The sequence below is a fragment of the Cupriavidus sp. 05T42 genome (assembly GCF_056396345.1).
This window is the reverse complement of sequence record NZ_JBFTLH010000004.1, coordinates 80,151-95,040: the sequence shown is the minus strand read 5'-3', so window position 1 is coordinate 95,040 and position 14,890 is coordinate 80,151. Positions and strand designations below refer to the sequence as shown.

The 14,890-nt window shown below is 69.1% G+C and carries 11 protein-coding genes and 1 riboswitch; of the genes, 8 read left to right on the top strand and 3 right to left on the bottom strand.

The features are described 5' to 3' along the window. The first annotated feature begins 50 nt into the window (after positions 1 to 50). Both metK and AC1EJR_RS06550 read left to right on the top strand, forming a co-directional pair. Positions 51 to 1,214 carry a methionine adenosyltransferase gene (metK, locus tag AC1EJR_RS06555; protein ID WP_092291429.1) on the top strand — a complete coding sequence of 388 codons (1,164 nt, stop codon included), beginning with the start codon at positions 51 to 53 and terminating at the stop codon, positions 1,212 to 1,214. Positions 1,215 to 1,345: 131 nt separating this feature from the next. Continuing rightward, positions 1,346 to 2,239 (top strand): Kdo hydroxylase KdoO, encoded by an 894-nt coding sequence (locus tag AC1EJR_RS06550; protein WP_441591412.1) that lies wholly within the window; start codon positions 1,346 to 1,348, stop codon positions 2,237 to 2,239. Positions 2,240 to 2,270: 31 nt separating this feature from the next. On the opposite strand, the gene AC1EJR_RS06545 is transcribed toward AC1EJR_RS06550, so the two are convergent. Further along, positions 2,271 to 3,674 (bottom strand): coniferyl aldehyde dehydrogenase, encoded by a 1,404-nt coding sequence (locus AC1EJR_RS06545; protein ID WP_477146905.1) that lies wholly within the window; start codon positions 3,672 to 3,674, stop codon positions 2,271 to 2,273. A gap of 230 nt (positions 3,675 to 3,904) precedes the next feature. On the opposite strand from AC1EJR_RS06545, the gene AC1EJR_RS06540 reads away from it, so the two are divergent. Continuing rightward, complete coding sequence (locus AC1EJR_RS06540) at positions 3,905 to 5,596, top strand: GMC family oxidoreductase (protein WP_441591411.1); 1,692 nt, start codon at positions 3,905 to 3,907, stop codon at positions 5,594 to 5,596. Between the two features lie 13 nt (positions 5,597 to 5,609). Here AC1EJR_RS06540 and AC1EJR_RS06535 read toward each other — a convergent pair whose 3' ends face one another. After that, positions 5,610 to 7,151: a methyl-accepting chemotaxis protein gene (locus AC1EJR_RS06535; protein WP_477146904.1), complete on the bottom strand. Its 1,542-nt coding sequence runs from the start codon at positions 7,149 to 7,151 to the stop codon at positions 5,610 to 5,612. Between the two features lie 175 nt (positions 7,152 to 7,326). After that, positions 7,327 to 8,994: an acyl-CoA dehydrogenase family protein gene (locus AC1EJR_RS06530; RefSeq protein ID WP_477146903.1), complete on the bottom strand. Its 1,668-nt coding sequence runs from the start codon at positions 8,992 to 8,994 to the stop codon at positions 7,327 to 7,329. Between the two features lie 234 nt (positions 8,995 to 9,228). After that, a riboswitch (TPP riboswitch) is annotated at positions 9,229 to 9,330 on the top strand. A 104-nt stretch (positions 9,331 to 9,434) separates the two neighbouring features. On the opposite strand from AC1EJR_RS06530, the gene thiC reads away from it, so the two are divergent. The 5 genes from thiC to AC1EJR_RS06505 are packed head-to-tail and all read left to right on the top strand — an operon-like array spanning position 9,435 to position 14,814. Next, positions 9,435 to 11,312, top strand: coding sequence for a phosphomethylpyrimidine synthase ThiC (gene thiC / locus AC1EJR_RS06525; protein ID WP_092291440.1), 1,878 nt, complete (start codon positions 9,435 to 9,437; stop codon positions 11,310 to 11,312). Positions 11,313 to 11,369: 57 nt separating this feature from the next. Further along, complete coding sequence (locus AC1EJR_RS06520; protein WP_454756747.1) at positions 11,370 to 12,578, top strand: FAD-dependent oxidoreductase; 1,209 nt, start codon at positions 11,370 to 11,372, stop codon at positions 12,576 to 12,578. A 26-nt stretch (positions 12,579 to 12,604) separates the two neighbouring features. Then, positions 12,605 to 12,802, top strand: coding sequence for a sulfur carrier protein ThiS (thiS, locus tag AC1EJR_RS06515; protein ID WP_092291444.1), 198 nt, complete (start codon positions 12,605 to 12,607; stop codon positions 12,800 to 12,802). A 6-nt stretch (positions 12,803 to 12,808) separates the two neighbouring features. Further along, a complete protein-coding gene (locus AC1EJR_RS06510; RefSeq protein WP_092291446.1) occupies positions 12,809 to 13,657 on the top strand; it encodes a thiazole synthase in 849 nt (282 codons plus the stop codon). Next, on the top strand, positions 13,654 to 14,814 hold the full coding sequence (locus tag AC1EJR_RS06505) for a thiamine phosphate synthase (protein WP_477112744.1): 1,161 nt from the start codon (positions 13,654 to 13,656) through the stop codon (positions 14,812 to 14,814). Before AC1EJR_RS06510 ends, AC1EJR_RS06505 begins: the two co-directional genes overlap by 4 nt. Positions 14,815 to 14,890: the final 76 nt, after the last annotated feature.

The window sequence follows — 14,890 nt, the reverse complement described above, 5'->3', positions numbered from 1 at the left end:
GCAATAGCCGACTCACAGCCAATCTTGGCTAACCTTGGAGAAACAAGCTCGTGGCAAACGACTTCCTGTTCACTTCGGAATCTGTCTCCGAAGGCCATCCCGATAAAGTTGCTGACCAGATCTCGGACGCCGTCCTGGACGCCATCCTGGCCCAGGACAAGTACGCCCGCGTGGCGGCCGAGACGCTCTGCAACACCGGTCTGGTGGTGCTGGCCGGTGAAATTACCACCACGGCCAACGTGGACTACATCCAGGTCGCCCGCGACACCATCAAGCGCATCGGCTACGACAACACCGACTACGGCATCGACTACAAGGGTTGTGCCGTGCTGGTGGCGTACGACAAGCAGTCGCCGGACATCGCCCAGGGCGTGGACCGCGCCTCGGACGACTACCTGAACCAGGGTGCTGGCGACCAGGGCCTGATGTTCGGCTACGCGTGCGATGAGACGCCCGAACTGATGCCGTTCCCGATCTACTACGCACACCGTCTGGTGGAGCGCCAGTCGCAGCTGCGCCGTGACGGCCGCCTGTCCTGGCTGCGCCCGGACGCCAAGTCGCAGGTCACCGTGCGCTACCTCGACGGCCGCCCGCACAGCGTGGATACCGTCGTGCTGTCCACCCAGCACGCCCCGGACATCACCCAGGCCCAGATCCGCGAAGCCGTGATCGAAGAAATCATCAAGCCGGTGCTGCCGGCCGCGATGCTCAAGGACACCAAGTACCTGGTCAACCCGACCGGCCGCTTCGTGATTGGCGGCCCGCAGGGCGACTGCGGCCTGACCGGCCGCAAGATCATCGTCGACACCTACGGCGGCGCCTCGCCGCACGGTGGCGGCGCGTTCTCGGGCAAGGACCCGTCGAAAGTGGACCGCTCGGCCGCCTACGCCGCCCGCTACGTCGCCAAGAACGTGGTCGCCGCCGGCCTGGCKCGCCAGTGCCAGGTGCAGGTCAGCTACGCTATCGGCGTGGCCCGCCCGATCAACGTGACCGTGTACACGGAAGGCACCGGCAAGATCTCGGACGAGAAGATCGCCGAACTGGTGCAGGAGCATTTCGACCTGCGCCCGAAGGGCATCGTCCAGATGCTGGACCTGCTGCGCCCGATCTACGAAAAGAGCGCCGCCTACGGCCACTTTGGCCGCGAGGAGCCGGAGTTCTCGTGGGAAGCCACCGACAAGGCCGCCGTGCTGCGCGCCGCCGCCGGCCTGTAATCGGCCGTCCGGCAGTCAGGAACCCCGCCGGTCCTTCGGGACCTGCGGGGTTTTTTGTTATCTGGGCGCCACGTGGCACCCGCTGCGGCGCGGAGTAGAATCCCGCTCAACCGGACCTCCACGCCAAGACCATGACGACGCCGCTGAACCTGATCCGCACGCAGCCCTATACCGAATGGGCGCCCGACGTCACCCCCGAGGTGCGCGCCGACCTGCGCCGCCAGCTCGAGCAGGGCGCCGTGCTGTACTTCCCGAACCTGAATTTCCGCTTCCAGCCGGGCGAGGAGCGCTTCCTGGATGCCCGCTGGTCCGATGGCAAGTCGAAGAACATCAACCTGCGCGCCGATGACCGCGCCGTGCGCGGCGCCGCGGGCAGTGAGCAGGATCTGGCCGATCTCTACGCGCTGATCCGCCGCTATGCGGATTCCAGCGAGACGCTGATCCACACGCTGTTCCCCGAATATGTGACGCATATGACGCGCGCAGGCACGTCGCTGCGGCCCAGCGAGATCGCCGGCCGCCCGGTGAGCTGGCGCAAGGACGACACCCGCCTGCACGTGGACTCGTTTCCGTCCAATCCGATGCTGGGCAAGCGCCTGCTGCGCGTGTTCCACAACATCGACCCCGCCGCGCCGCGTGTGTGGCGCGTGGGCGAGCCGTTCGCGGATTTCGCCGCCCGCTTCGTGCCGAAAACGCATGGCATGTGGCCGGGGCAGGCGTGGCTGATGAAGCAGCTCCACATCACCAAGCGCACGCGGTCCGAGTACGACCACCGCATGCTCCAGCTGCACGACCTGGCCAAGGCCGACCTGGATTACCAGAAGACCGTGCCGCAGCAGGAGTTCCAGTTCCCGCCCGGTGCGACCTGGATCGTGTTCAGCGACCAGCTGCTCCACGCCGCCATGCGCGGCCGGGCGATGATGGAGCAGACCATCTACCTCGACCCGGCAGCCATCAGCGACCACACCCACTCGCCCGAGGCGGTGCTGTCGCGCATGCTCGGCAAGCCGATGCTGGCGGCCTGAGCGCCGCCGATCGTCCCCGAGCGGACCCGATTCAGCGCAGCAACAGCTTCAGCATCGACGCGAAACGCTTGCCGTAAGGCGGCCGCAGCAGGCCGGCACCGTTCAGCCCGGCCTGATGGAACACCGGCTTGAGCTTGGAGAACGTCTCGAAGCCGGCCCGGCCGTGGTACACGCCCATGCCGCTCGGGCCCACGCCGCCGAAGGGCAGGTCGTCCTGGGCGATGTGGAACAGGGTGTCGTTAATGGTGACGCCGCCGGCCACGGTCTGGCGCATCACGTGGTCCACCACGTCGCGGCGACGGTCGAACAGATAGAGCGCCAGCGGCCGGGGCCGCGCATTGACGAAGCCGATGGCCTCGTCCACGGTGCGATAGGTCACCACGGGCAGCACCGGCCCGAAAATCTCCTCCTGCATCGCCATCACATCGCCGGGCACGTCCGTCAGCAGCACGGGCGGCAGGCGGCGCGCGTCGGCGTCCGGCGTGGCATCGGTCAGCGGCACCACGCCGGCGCCAGCCGCGCGCGCGGCGTCGATCATCGACACCAGCCGGCCAAAGTGGCGCGGGCTGATGATGCTGGTGTAGTCGGGGTTGCGGGCGAGGTCCGGATAGAGGMGGTTCACGCAGCGGCGCGCGGCCTCGGCAAAGCGGTCGCGCTGGTCCTCCGGCACCAGCACGTAGTCCGGGGCGATGCAGGTCTGGCCGGCGTTGAGCAGCTTGCCCACCACGATGCGCTCCACGGCGTGGTCGAAATCGGCATGGGGGCCGATGATGGCCGGCGACTTCCCGCCCAGCTCCAGCGTCACCGGCGTCAGGTTGGCGGCGGCGGCGCGCATCACGTGATGGCCGACGTGGGTCGAGCCGGTGAACAGCAGGTGGTCGAACGGCAGGGCGCTGAAGGTGGCGGCTACCTCGGCATCGCCGTTGATGACCGACACCTCATCCGGCGCGAAGGTGGCCTGCACCAGTTGGGCGAACAGGGCCGAGAACCGCGGCGTGTATTCGGACAGCTTGACCATGGCCCGGTTGCCGGCCACCAGCGCGCCAGTGAGCGGCCCCACGGTCAGGTAGAGCGGATAGTTCCACGGCACCACCACGCCCACCACGCCCAGCGGCTGCGGCATCAGGCGCGAGCGCCCCGGCAGGAACCACAGGCCGGTGCGGGCGCGGCGCTCGCGCATCCAGCGCCGGCCGTGCCGCAGTGCGTCATCGAGACCCGCCAGGCTCGGGAACACCTCCAGCAGCGCGGTTTCCTGCGGCGGCCGGTTGGTGAAGTCGGCGCTGATGGCGGCGGCGATGGCGTCGTGGTGGGTCTTCACCAGTTGCCGCAGCCGGCGCAGGCGGTCCGCGCGGATATCCCACGGCGGGGTCTGGTCATGCCGCGACGCCGCGCGCATGGCGTCGAACACCGATGACATGGCGGGAACTTCTCTCATCTGGCGGTCTCCTGGCTGTCCGAGGGGGCTGCATGGGAAGGGCGCAAGGCCCGCGCACCATCGCGCACCATAAGCCAGCCGCCCCGTTCCCGCAATGGAGGACGGCCCCCAAACGCCGCGTGCACCGGCCGCGGTCTTTTGCCGGTAGTCGCCCGGCTTCATTCCGCCGGCCCCAGCGCCTACACTGGATTTTCGCGGTGGCCCGGGGACACAGGCAGGCGAGGAGACAGATGGAAGCGATCTTTGACTATCTCGTCGTGGGGGCCGGCTCGGCCGGCTGCGCGCTCGCCGGCCGGCTGGCCGACAGCGGCACCGACTCCATCGGCCTGATCGAAACCGGCGGCCACGATCACCATGTGCTGGTGCGCACACCCGCCGGCTGCGGTGCGATGCTGCCGCGCGCCGGCCGCCGCAACTACGGCTACGAGACCGTGCCGCAGGCCGCGCTGGACGGCCGGTGCGGCTACCAGCCACGCGGCCGGGGCCTGGGCGGGTCATCGTCGATCAACGCCATGATCTATATGCGGGGCCGCCCGGCTGACTACGACGGCTGGGCCGCCGCCGGCTGTGACGGCTGGTCGTGGGACGACGTCCTGCCCGTTTTCCGCCGCGCCGAATGCAACGCCCGCGTGGCCGGTCACGACGACGATCCACTGCACGGCGGCACCGGCCCCCTGCACGTCAGCGACCTCTGTTCGCCCAACCCGTTCGGCCAGCATTTCCTCGATGCCGCCGAACTTGCCGGCCTGCCCCGCAATGACGATTTCAATGGCGACGAGCAGGAGGGCGCCGGCTGGTACCAGGTGACCCAGCACAACGGCGAGCGCTGGAACGCCGCGCGCGCCTACCTGCACGGCGGCAACGTGCGCGACCGCGCCTGCAACGGCGGGCGCTCGCACCTGCATGTGCTCACCGGCACGCAGGTGCTGCGGATCCTGTTCGAAGGGCGCCGCGCGGTGGGCGTGCTGGCCCGGCGCGATGGGGTGGAAGTGGTGCTGCGCGCGCGCCGCGAAGTCATCGTCAGCGCCGGCACGTTCGGCTCGCCGCAGTTGCTGATGGCGTCCGGCATCGGCCCGGCGGCGCATCTGCGCGGGCACGGCGTGGCCGTGGTGCACGACCTGCCCGGCGTGGGCGAGAACCTCCAGGACCATCTCGACATCATCCTGCACAAGCGCGTGGCGGCCACGGCGCTGTTCGGGATCTCGCTGGCCGGGGCCTGGCGGCTGCTGGCCGAGATGCGGCGCTACCGCCGCGAGAACGCCGGCATGATGACGTCGAATTTCGCCGAGGCGGGCGCCTTCGTGCGCAGCCGCCCGGACCTCGACGAGCCGGACCTGCAACTGCATTTCGTGGTGGGGATGGCGGACAACCACATGCGCCGCGTCAATCGCGGGCATGGTTATTCCTGCCATGTCTGCCTGCTGCGCCCGCGCAGCCGGGGCGTGGTGCGGCTGGTGTCGGCGGATATGCGCGAGGCGCCAGCCATCGATCCGCGCTATTTGTCCGATCCACAAGACATGGAAGGGATGGTCACCGGGCTGCGCATCGTGCGCGCCATTTTCGACCAGCCCCCGCTGGCCGCGTTTGGCGGCCGGGAGCTGTATTCGGCGGACCTGCGGCTCGATGGCAGCGACGATGACGCCGTGCGCGCGCTGATCCGCCGCCAGGCGGACACGATCTACCACCCCGTGGGCACCTGCCGCATGGGCATGGACCCGCTGGCGGTGGTGGACCCGCAGCTACGGGTGCGCGGCGTGGAGGGGCTGCGCGTGGTCGATGCGTCGATCATGCCGACGCTGGTCGGCGGCAACACCAACGCGCCCGCCATCATGATCGGCGAGCGCGCGCACGACCTGATCCGCTACGCGCCGCGCGTGACGCTGCGTATCCGCGAGTCGGTCGCTGGCGTGGCGGCGGACTGAAGCCGGTCGAACGTCAGCCGGCCATCCGGAACTGCCCCACGCAGTCGCGCAGCTTGCCGGCCTGCTCGTCCAGGGACTGGGCGGCGGCGGCGGCTTCCTCGACCAGCGCGGCGTTCTGCTGCGTGACCTGATCCATCTGGCCCACCGCGTGGCCCACCTGTTCGATGCCGGCGCTCTGCTCCTGCGAGGCAGCGGCGATCTMCGAGATGATGTCCGACACGCGCTTCACGGCCTGGCGGATCTCGGTCATCGTGCCGCCCACGCCGTGGGCCTGGGTCGAGCCGGTGCGCACGGTGTTCACCGAGGCCTCGATCAACTCCTTGATTTCCTTGGCGGCGCTGGACGAGCGCTGCGCCAGGCTGCGCACCTCGCCGGCCACGACCGCGAAGCCACGGCCCTGCTCGCCGGCGCGGGCGGCTTCCACGGCGGCGTTCAGCGCGAGGATGTTGGTCTGGAAGGCGATGCCCTCGATCAGGTTGGTGATCTCGGCGATGCGCTCGGAGCTGCCGCTGATGGCGCCCATCGTGTCCACCATCTGCTGCACGGCCTGGTTGCCGGCGTCGGCCACCTCGGCGGCGTTGGCCGCCAGCGAGCTGGCCTGGCGCGCGTTCTCGGCGTTCTGGCGCACGGTGGTGGTCAGTTCTTCCATGCTCGACGCGGTTTCCTCGAGCGACGCCGCCTGCTGCTCGGTGCGCGACGACAGGTCCACATTGCCGGCCGCGATCTGCCCGGCGGCCACGCCGACCGAATCGGTGGACTGGCGCACCTCGCGCAGGGTCTGCGCCACGCGCTCGATCAGCGCGTTGAAGGCGTGCGCGGTCTGGCCGATCTCGTCCATCCGCGCCACCGGCGCGCGATGGTCGAGGTCCAGCGTCTGGCTCACGTGCTCGAGCGTGCCCTGGATGTCGGCCAGGCTGTGCTTGATGCGCCGATAGAGCGACACGGCCATGAAGACGATGAAGCCCACCACGAGCGCGATGACGACCAGGAACAGCCGCACCACGTGGGTGTGCTGGGCCTTGTTCTCGGCCACGGCGGCGTCGCCCATCTTGGTGTTGTATTCGACGTGCGTGTCGATGGCCTTGCGAAGTGCTCGATACGACGCATTCAGCGTGCCGTCGGTCAGCATCTTCTGCGTGGCCGCGTAGTCGTTGTTATTGGAGCGGTCGAGGAAAGTGGCGAATTCGGCACGATACTGTTTCGCGGCCTCGCGGTCCGCCTCCAGCAGCTTGCGGTCGGCGTCGTCGGAGATGTCTTCGCGCTCATAGGTGGCGATGAGTTCGTCGAAACGTTTGCTGGACTTGTCGAGCGAGACCTCGGCCTCTTGCTTGGCGACGTTGTCGTCGGTCATCGCGTGGCGATGCAGCAACACGCGCATCGACGCCACGGCGTCATAGACGCCGTTCAGGTGCCGTACGCTGGCGAGCGTGTTGTCGTTGAAATATTCGAGGCGGTCTTCGGATCGATTGAGTTGCCAGATGCCGCCGAAGCCGACAGATATAAGGGCGAACACGGCGAGGGACAGCGTGAGAAGCAGGCGTTGACTGATATTCATGGGGTGTGGACGGCACATGCTTTGTCGCAGTGCTCGGAGTGGCGACTGGAATGCAGGCAGGCTCGTAGCCCGTCGCCTCAACGTTTACGGCGCCCCTCGCTACCCCTGAAGCGGCTTTTGATGCGCTGCGCCATTTTCTAGTGCGATTTCCGGACAAAAACGGGCAGTTCCGCCATCAAGCCGGCCACGCCCGATCCGCCACGCGCTGCAATGTGACGGAATCGGCATCCAGCGTGCCGAACACGCGCCCGTGCTGCCGCCCGAGCCGGCTGGCGACGAACAGTTCGGCCGATTCCGGGTCGGCATGCGCGATCATCAGCGCCGCCTGCGCGGTCAGCACCAGACCCTGTGCGAAGCGGCGCGCGCTCGCTTCGAGTTGATCGGCAGGCTCGCGCAGCATGCCCTGCAGCGAGGCCAACTCGGCACGCACCGCCGCATGGCCGTGGGAGAGGCGGGCGAGGTCCTGCAGCACGCGCGCGCCATCGTCGGGATTGCGTTGCAGGGCGCGCAGCACGTCCAGGCACATCACGTTGCCCGAGCCTTCCCAGATCGAATTGACCGGCGCCTCGCGGTAGAGCCGCGCCATCGGGCCTTCCTCGACATAGCCGTTGCCGCCCCAGACCTCCATGGCCTCACCAGTGGCTTCCAACGCACGTTTGCAGATCCAGAACTTGGCGGCCGGCGTGACCACGCGCTTCCACGCGGCGGCGAGCGGGTCGTCGTCGGCATGCTCGAAGGYGTGGGCGAGGGCCATCATCATCTGCGTGGCGGCCTCGGACTCCAGGGCGAGGTCGGCCAGCACGTTGCGCATCAGCGGCTGGTCGGCCAGCAGCTTGCCGAACGCCATGCGGTGGCGCGCGTGATGGAGCGACTGCACCAGCGCCGCGCGCAGCAGGGCCGCGCTGCCGATCACGCAGTCGAGCCGGGTGTTGGTGGCCATCTCGATGATGGTGGGGATGCCGCGGCCTTCCTCGCCGATMAGGATGCCCGTGGCGCCCCGGAACTCGACCTCGCTGCTCGCGTTGGAGCGGTTGCCGAGCTTGTCCTTGAGGCGCTGGATTTCGATCGGGTTCTTGCTGCCATCGTCACGGAAGCGTGGCACGAAGAAGCACGAGAGCGGCCCCTCGGGGCCACCCATGCGCGCCACGACCAGATGGGCGTCGCACATCGGCGCGGAGAAAAACCACTTGTGGCCCGTCAGCGCGTATTCGGCGCCCCGGCCCTCGCCGCGCATGGGCAGGGCGACGGTGGTGTTGGCGCGTACGTCGGAGCCGCCCTGCTTCTCGGTCATGCCMATGCCGATCATCACGGCGGTCTTGTCGCGCCAGGGCAGGTCGCGGGCGTCGTGCTCGGCGGCATAGAGCCGGGGTTCGAGGTCGCGGAACAGCGCGGGTTCCTTGCGCAGCACCGGAATGCTGGCCAGCGTCATGGTGGTGGGGCAGAGCGAGCCCGACTCCACCTGGGCCTGGAGGAAGTAGCCGGCCGTGCGCGCGGCCCAGGCGCCGGGGCGCGGCTGGGCGAAGGGCAGCGCCTGCAACTGCTGGCCGCGCAGCAGCCCGAGCAGGGCGTGCCAGGATGGATGGAAGGTCACCGCGTCGATGCGCTCGCCGGTGCGGCTGTGGGTGTGGAGTTCCGGCGTCAGGCGGTTGGCGTCGGCGGCCCAGGCCTGCACCTCAGGCTCCCCGAGCCGGGCGCCGAAGGCCCCGAGCGCGCCGGCGTGCCATCCGCCACCGAGCCGTTCCAGCGCGGCCCGCAGGCCGGGGTCGGTCTCGAACAGGTTGTAGCCGGAGAGGTCCGGCACCTGATTGAACACGGCGTGGGTCGCTGCGCTGGAATCGGACATGGCGGCTCCTGGAGATGGGGCGGGCTGCGTCGATGGTACGGCCGATGGTACGGCAACTGCCGCGTTCGGGAAACGCGCGCATTCCCCGGGCAAATGCGCTGGGACGTCCACATCGTCGGCCATCGTGCAGCGCAGCATTGGTCAGTCGATATCCAGTCGATACCATCATGCACGGCAGTCGCAACGAAATTCCGGGTGGCGCCGGGCGGGGGCTTGTGCTTAAATTCACCCCGTTGGATGAAACAGKGGTGCCGTACGGATGGGCCGTGCGGCTGAGAGAGTCCCTTCGAACCCGATCCGGCTAGTACCGGCGTGGGAAGTTTCACTGAATACCGAACAGCTCCTGTCCCGCAACGGGACCTCGCCGCCGGCTCTGCCGCGCAGCGGGCTCACAGGGCTCCTGGTTTCGTCCATCCCCCGCAAGAGAGAGGACGACACCCATGGCCCGCACTGCCCCCGCCGCATCGTTTGAATCGCTCGAGAGCGATCTCGACCAGAAATTCGCCTACCCGGCTTCCAGCAAGACCTACCTGACCGGCAGCCGTCCGGACCTGCGCGTGCCGCTGCGCACGATCCTGCAGACGTCMACGCGCACCGACAAGGGCGAGATGGCGAATCCGCCGATCCCCGTCTACGACACTTCGGGCCCGTACAGCGACCCGGACATCCATATCGACCTGAAGTCCGGCCTGCCCGGCGTGCGCACCCGCTGGATCGAGGAGCGCGGCGACACCGAGGTGCTGTCGGGCCTGTCGTCCGAATATGGCCGCGACCGCGCCAATGACCCGGCCACGGCGCACCTGCGCTTTGCCCAGCTGACCAACCCGCGCCGTGCCAAGGCGGGCGCCAATGTGTCGCAGATGCACTACGCGCGCCAGGGCATCATCACGGCGGAAATGGAATACGTGGCGCTGCGCGAGTCGCTGAACCTCCAGGCGCTCTACGACAAGCCCGAGTACAAGGCCCTGCTGCGCCAGCATCCGGGCAACGCGCTCGGCGCGAACCTGCCGCTGCGCCCCGAGGACATGACCCCGGAGTTCGTGCGCAAGGAAATCGCCGCCGGCCGCGCCATCATCCCCGCCAACATCAACCACACGGAACTGGAGCCGATGGCCATCGGCCGGAACTTCCGCGTCAAGATCAACGGCAACCTCGGCAATTCGGCCGTGACCTCCTCGCTGGCCGAGGAAGTKGAAAAGATGGTCTGGTCGATCCGCTGGGGCGCTGACACCATCATGGATCTGTCCACCGGCAAGCACATCCACGAGACGCGCGAGTGGATCCTGCGCAACTCGCCGGTGCCCATCGGCACGGTGCCGATCTACCAGGCGCTGGACAAGACCGGCGGCATCGCCGAGGACCTGACCTGGGAGATGTTCCGCGACACGCTGATCGAGCAGGCCGAGCAGGGCGTGGACTACTTCACGATCCACGCCGGCGTGCTGCTGCGCTACGTGCCGATGACGGCCGACCGCGTGACGGGCATCGTCTCGCGCGGCGGCTCGATCATGGCCAAGTGGTGCCTGGCGCACCACAAGGAAAACTTCCTGTACACGCACTTCGACGAGATCTGCGAAATCATGAAGGCCTACGACGTGTCGTTCAGCCTCGGCGACGGCCTGCGTCCGGGTTGCATCGCGGACTCCAACGACGACGCCCAGTTCGGCGAACTGCGCACCCTGGGCGAGCTGACCGCCAAGGCGTGGGAGCATGACGTGCAGGTGATGATCGAAGGCCCGGGCCACGTGCCGCTCCAGCGCATCCAGGCCAATATGGACGAGGAACTCAAGCACTGCTACGAGGCCCCGTTCTACACCCTCGGACCGCTGGTGACGGACATCGCCCCCGGCTACGACCACATCACCAGCGGCATCGGTGCGGCCAATATCGGCTGGATGGGCACGGCCATGCTGTGCTACGTCACGCCCAAGGAGCACCTGGGGTTGCCGGACAAGGAAGACGTGCGCGAGGGCATCATCACGTACAAGATTGCCGCCCACGCCGCCGACCTCGCCAAGGGCTGGCCGGGCGCGCAGCTGCGCGATAATGCGCTGTCCAAGGCCCGCTTCGAGTTCCGCTGGGAAGACCAGTTCAACCTGGGCCTCGATCCGGAGCGCGCGCGCTCGTTCCACGATGCCACGCTGCCGGCCGAGGGCGCCAAGATCGCGCATTTCTGCTCGATGTGCGGCCCGAAGTTCTGCTCGATGAAGATCACCCAGGAAGTGCGCGACTACGCGGCATCGCTGCCCGCAGCCGAGCGCGGCATGGAGGAGAAATCGATCGAGTTCGTGAAGTCCGGCTCGAAGATTTACTCGTAATTCAACTGGAGACCGCGCGGCGCCACCCCCACCCGGGCGCCCGCGGCGAATACACCCATGACAGCAGTAAAGTCCTTCGATGTCGCCATTCTTGGCGCCGGCCTGGCCGGGCGTTTGTGCGCCTGGCTGCTGGTGCGTGCCGGTGCCCGCGTGGCGCTGGTCGAGCGTGGCGGCCCCGACGGCACCGGCGCGGCCGCCCATGTGGCCGCCGCCATGCTTGCCCCGCTGGCCGAGTCGGCCATCGCGGAGCGGCGTATCGTCGATCTCGGCATGGCCAGCGTTGACCTGTGGCGTGCCTGGATCCAGGAATTGCCCGAGCCCGTGTTCTTCCAGGAAGACGGCACGCTGGTGGTCTGGCACGCGCGGGACCGCAGCGAGGTGTCGCTGTTCACGGGCCGCATGCGCGCCGTGGCGCCGCCGGAACTGGTGCGCGAGCGGCTGGCCGTGCTCGACGGCGCCGGCGTGGCTGCCGTGGAGCCGGAGCTGGCCGGGCGCTTCCCGCAGGGCCTGCTGCTCAAGGGCGAAGGCCAGCTGGACAACCGTGGCGCGCTGCGCGCGCTTCTCGACTGCGCGGTCAAGGAAGGCGTGCATTGCATCTGGGAGGCTGGCGATGTCGATATCGACCTGCTGCCCCAGTTCGACATCCGCGCCAACGTGGTGCTGGACTGCCGCGGCCTGGGCGCGCGCGACGCGTGGTGCGACCCAACGGCCGAGCCCGGCGTGGTCAAGCCCGGCCTGCGCGGCCTGCGCGGCGAGGTGGTGCGCGTGCACGCGCCCGACGTGAAGCTGCATCGGCCCATCCGCCTGCTGCATCCGCGCTACCCCATCTATATCGCGCCCAAGCCGAACGACCTGTACGTGATCGGCGCGACCGAAATCGAGAGCGAGGACGACTCGCCGATGAGCGTGCGTTCCGCGCTGGAACTGCTCTCGGCGGCGCACTCGCTGCACCCCGCGTTCGGCGAGGCCCGCGTGCTGGAGCTGAACGTGCAGCGCCGGCCCACGCGGCCGGACCACCTGCCGGCGATCCGYGTGGACCAGCAGGCGCGCGTGGTGCGTGTGAATGGCTTGTACCGGCATGGCTGGCTGATTGCGCCGGCCGTGACCGAGGCCGCCTGCGCCGTGGTGCGCGCGTTGCTGGCCGGCGACCCGGCCGCGCACGCGGTGCCGGCGTCGCTGCGCTGGCCGGGCCTGATCCAGTCCGTCGAGGAGCCCGCCCACGTGCGCGGCACGGCGGTGCCCGGATTGGGCAGCCTGCTGCATTAGGAACACGCCCAGAACCCGCCCAGATCATGGAAATTATGCTCAACGGCAAGCTGCTGAACCTGCCCGAGGCCGCCACGCTGGCGGACGCGGTGACAGCGGCTGCCATCGCGCCCCCGTTCGCCGCGGCGGTCAACGGCCAGTTCGTGCCGCGCACCGCCCATGCCGCCACGCCGCTTGCGGCGGGCGACCACATCGACCTCGTGCAACCCGTGACGGGAGGCTGATCCATCATGACTTTCGAACCCGCTGAAACCCTGCGCGACCCGTTCGTGCTCTATGGCGAATCCTTCGCCTCGCGCCTGCTGCTCGGCACGGCGCGCTATCCGTCGCCGGCCACGCTGCAGGCGGCCGTGGAAGCCAGCCGTCCCGCCATGATCACCGTGGCGCTGCGCCGCCAGAGCGCGGTGGGCGGCGGTGATGGCCAGACGCTCGGCGGCCAGGCGTTCTGGCAGATGCTGCGCGATCTGGGCGTGCCGGTGCTGCCGAATACCGCCGGCTGCTTCACGGCACAGGAAGTCATCACCACGGCGATGATGGCGCGCGAGGTCTTCGAGACCGACTGGATCAAGCTGGAACTGATCGGCGACGACTACACGCTTCAGCCGGACACGCTGAACATGCCCGCCGTGGCCGAGACGCTGATCAAGGAAGGTTTCAAGGTGCTGCCGTACTGCACCGAGGATCTGGTGCTGTGCCGCCGCCTGCTGGACGTGGGCTGCCAGGCGCTGATGCCGTGGGCTGCGCCGATCGGCACGGGCCGGGGCGCCGCCAATCCGCTGGCCATGCGCACGCTGCGCGACCGCCTGCCGGACACGCCGCTGATCGTCGATGCCGGGCTGGGCCTGCCGTCGCATGCGGCGCAGGTGCTGGAGTGGGGCTATGACGGCGTGCTGCTGAACACCGCCGTCGCACAGTCCGCCTACCCGGTGAACATGGCCCGCGCATTCGCGCTGGCCGTGGAGGCCGGCCGCACCGCCTATCTGGCCGGGCCGATGCCCGAGCGCGACGTGGCGCAGGCCAGCACGCCGGTGGTCGGCATGCCGTTCTGGCACGCCGAAGGCGCGGAGGACCGCGCATGACGCGCCCCGGCGTGGCCGCGGCCATCGATTCCGCGCTGTTCGACACCCTGGTCGCCCGCTTTGGCGCCACCTTCGGCCATGACGACGCCCCGTGGCGTGCATGGCCCATCGCCAACGCTCCGGCCGCGCCGGGCCGCCACGACGTGGTGCTGGCCGATGGCGAGGCCACGGCGGACGCCATCGCCCAATTGACCGCAGCCGGCGCGGTGCTGATCGAGACCGACCGCGAGGGCGGCCGCTGGATCGACACGGTGCGTTCGCCGATGGGCACCTGGGTGCTGGATGCCCCCGCCCAGGCCGATGACAACGATGGCGACACGCCGCACCCGCCAGCCTTCGTGGCCGTGCTGCTGGCGGCGCTGGCGCTGCACTTCCCGGCCCACGACGCGCTGTGCATCGCCCGCGCGTGGCAGCCGGGCCGCCAGGACTGGCCGACCGATTTCGCCCGCTTCCCACGCGTGCGCCACGCCGCGCTGGCCTCGCCCGACGCATCGCCCAACGCATCGCCCAAGCCCTTCGCGCCGTGCCCGCCGGACCTCGGCCTGTACGCGGTAGTGCCGAGCGCGGAGTGGATCGAGCGGCTGGTGCCGCTGGCCGTGCCGACCGTGCAGTTGCGTTTCAAGTCGGATGACGCGGCGGCGGTCAAGGCCGAAGTGGCCCGCGCCGCCAAGGCCGCCAAGGGGCAGGCATCGCGCCTGTTCATCAACGATCACTGGCGCGTGGCGCTCGACCACCATGCGGCGATGGGTGGCGACAGCGGCATCTACGGCATCCACCTGGGTCAGGAAGACCTCGACGAGGCCGATCTCGAGGCGATTCGCGCCTCCGGGCTGCGTCTGGGCGTGTCCACCCACGGCTACGCCGAGATGCTGCGCGTGGCCGCCATCGGCCCCAGCTATCTGGCGCTCGGGGCGATCTTCCCGACCACGACCAAGGTCATGCCGACCGCGCCGCAGGGCATGGGCCGCTTCCGGGCCTATGTGGCGCTGATGCAGCCGGTGGTGCCCGCGCTGGTGGGCATCGGCGGAGTGAACGGGAGCAATCTGCGCGAAGTGCTCGACGTGGGCGTCGGCAGCGCCGCCGTGGTGCGCGCGGTGACCGAGGCCAGCGACGTGCCGGCGGCGGTGGCCTCGCTCACCGCATTGTTTGGGCGCTGACCGCCCAGCCGGCTGGCACGGCCCCTGAAATCCGCATATCCTCTCCGCTCCACCGAACACAATGGATCGAGGTTCC

Excerpts from the sequence above, each read along its gene's own strand:
- AC1EJR_RS06505 (WP_477112744.1), top strand. The coding sequence starts at position 13,654 with ATGACGCGCCCCGGCGTGGCCGCGGCCATCGATTCCGCGCTGTTCGAC.
- AC1EJR_RS06540 (WP_441591411.1), top strand. The coding sequence starts at position 3,905 with ATGGAAGCGATCTTTGACTATCTCGTCGTGGGGGCCGGCTCGGCCGGC.
- AC1EJR_RS06510 (WP_092291446.1), top strand. The coding sequence starts at position 12,809 with ATGACTTTCGAACCCGCTGAAACCCTGCGCGACCCGTTCGTGCTCTAT.
- thiS (WP_092291444.1), top strand. The coding sequence starts at position 12,605 with ATGGAAATTATGCTCAACGGCAAGCTGCTGAACCTGCCCGAGGCCGCC.
- AC1EJR_RS06550 (WP_441591412.1), top strand. The coding sequence starts at position 1,346 with ATGACGACGCCGCTGAACCTGATCCGCACGCAGCCCTATACCGAATGG.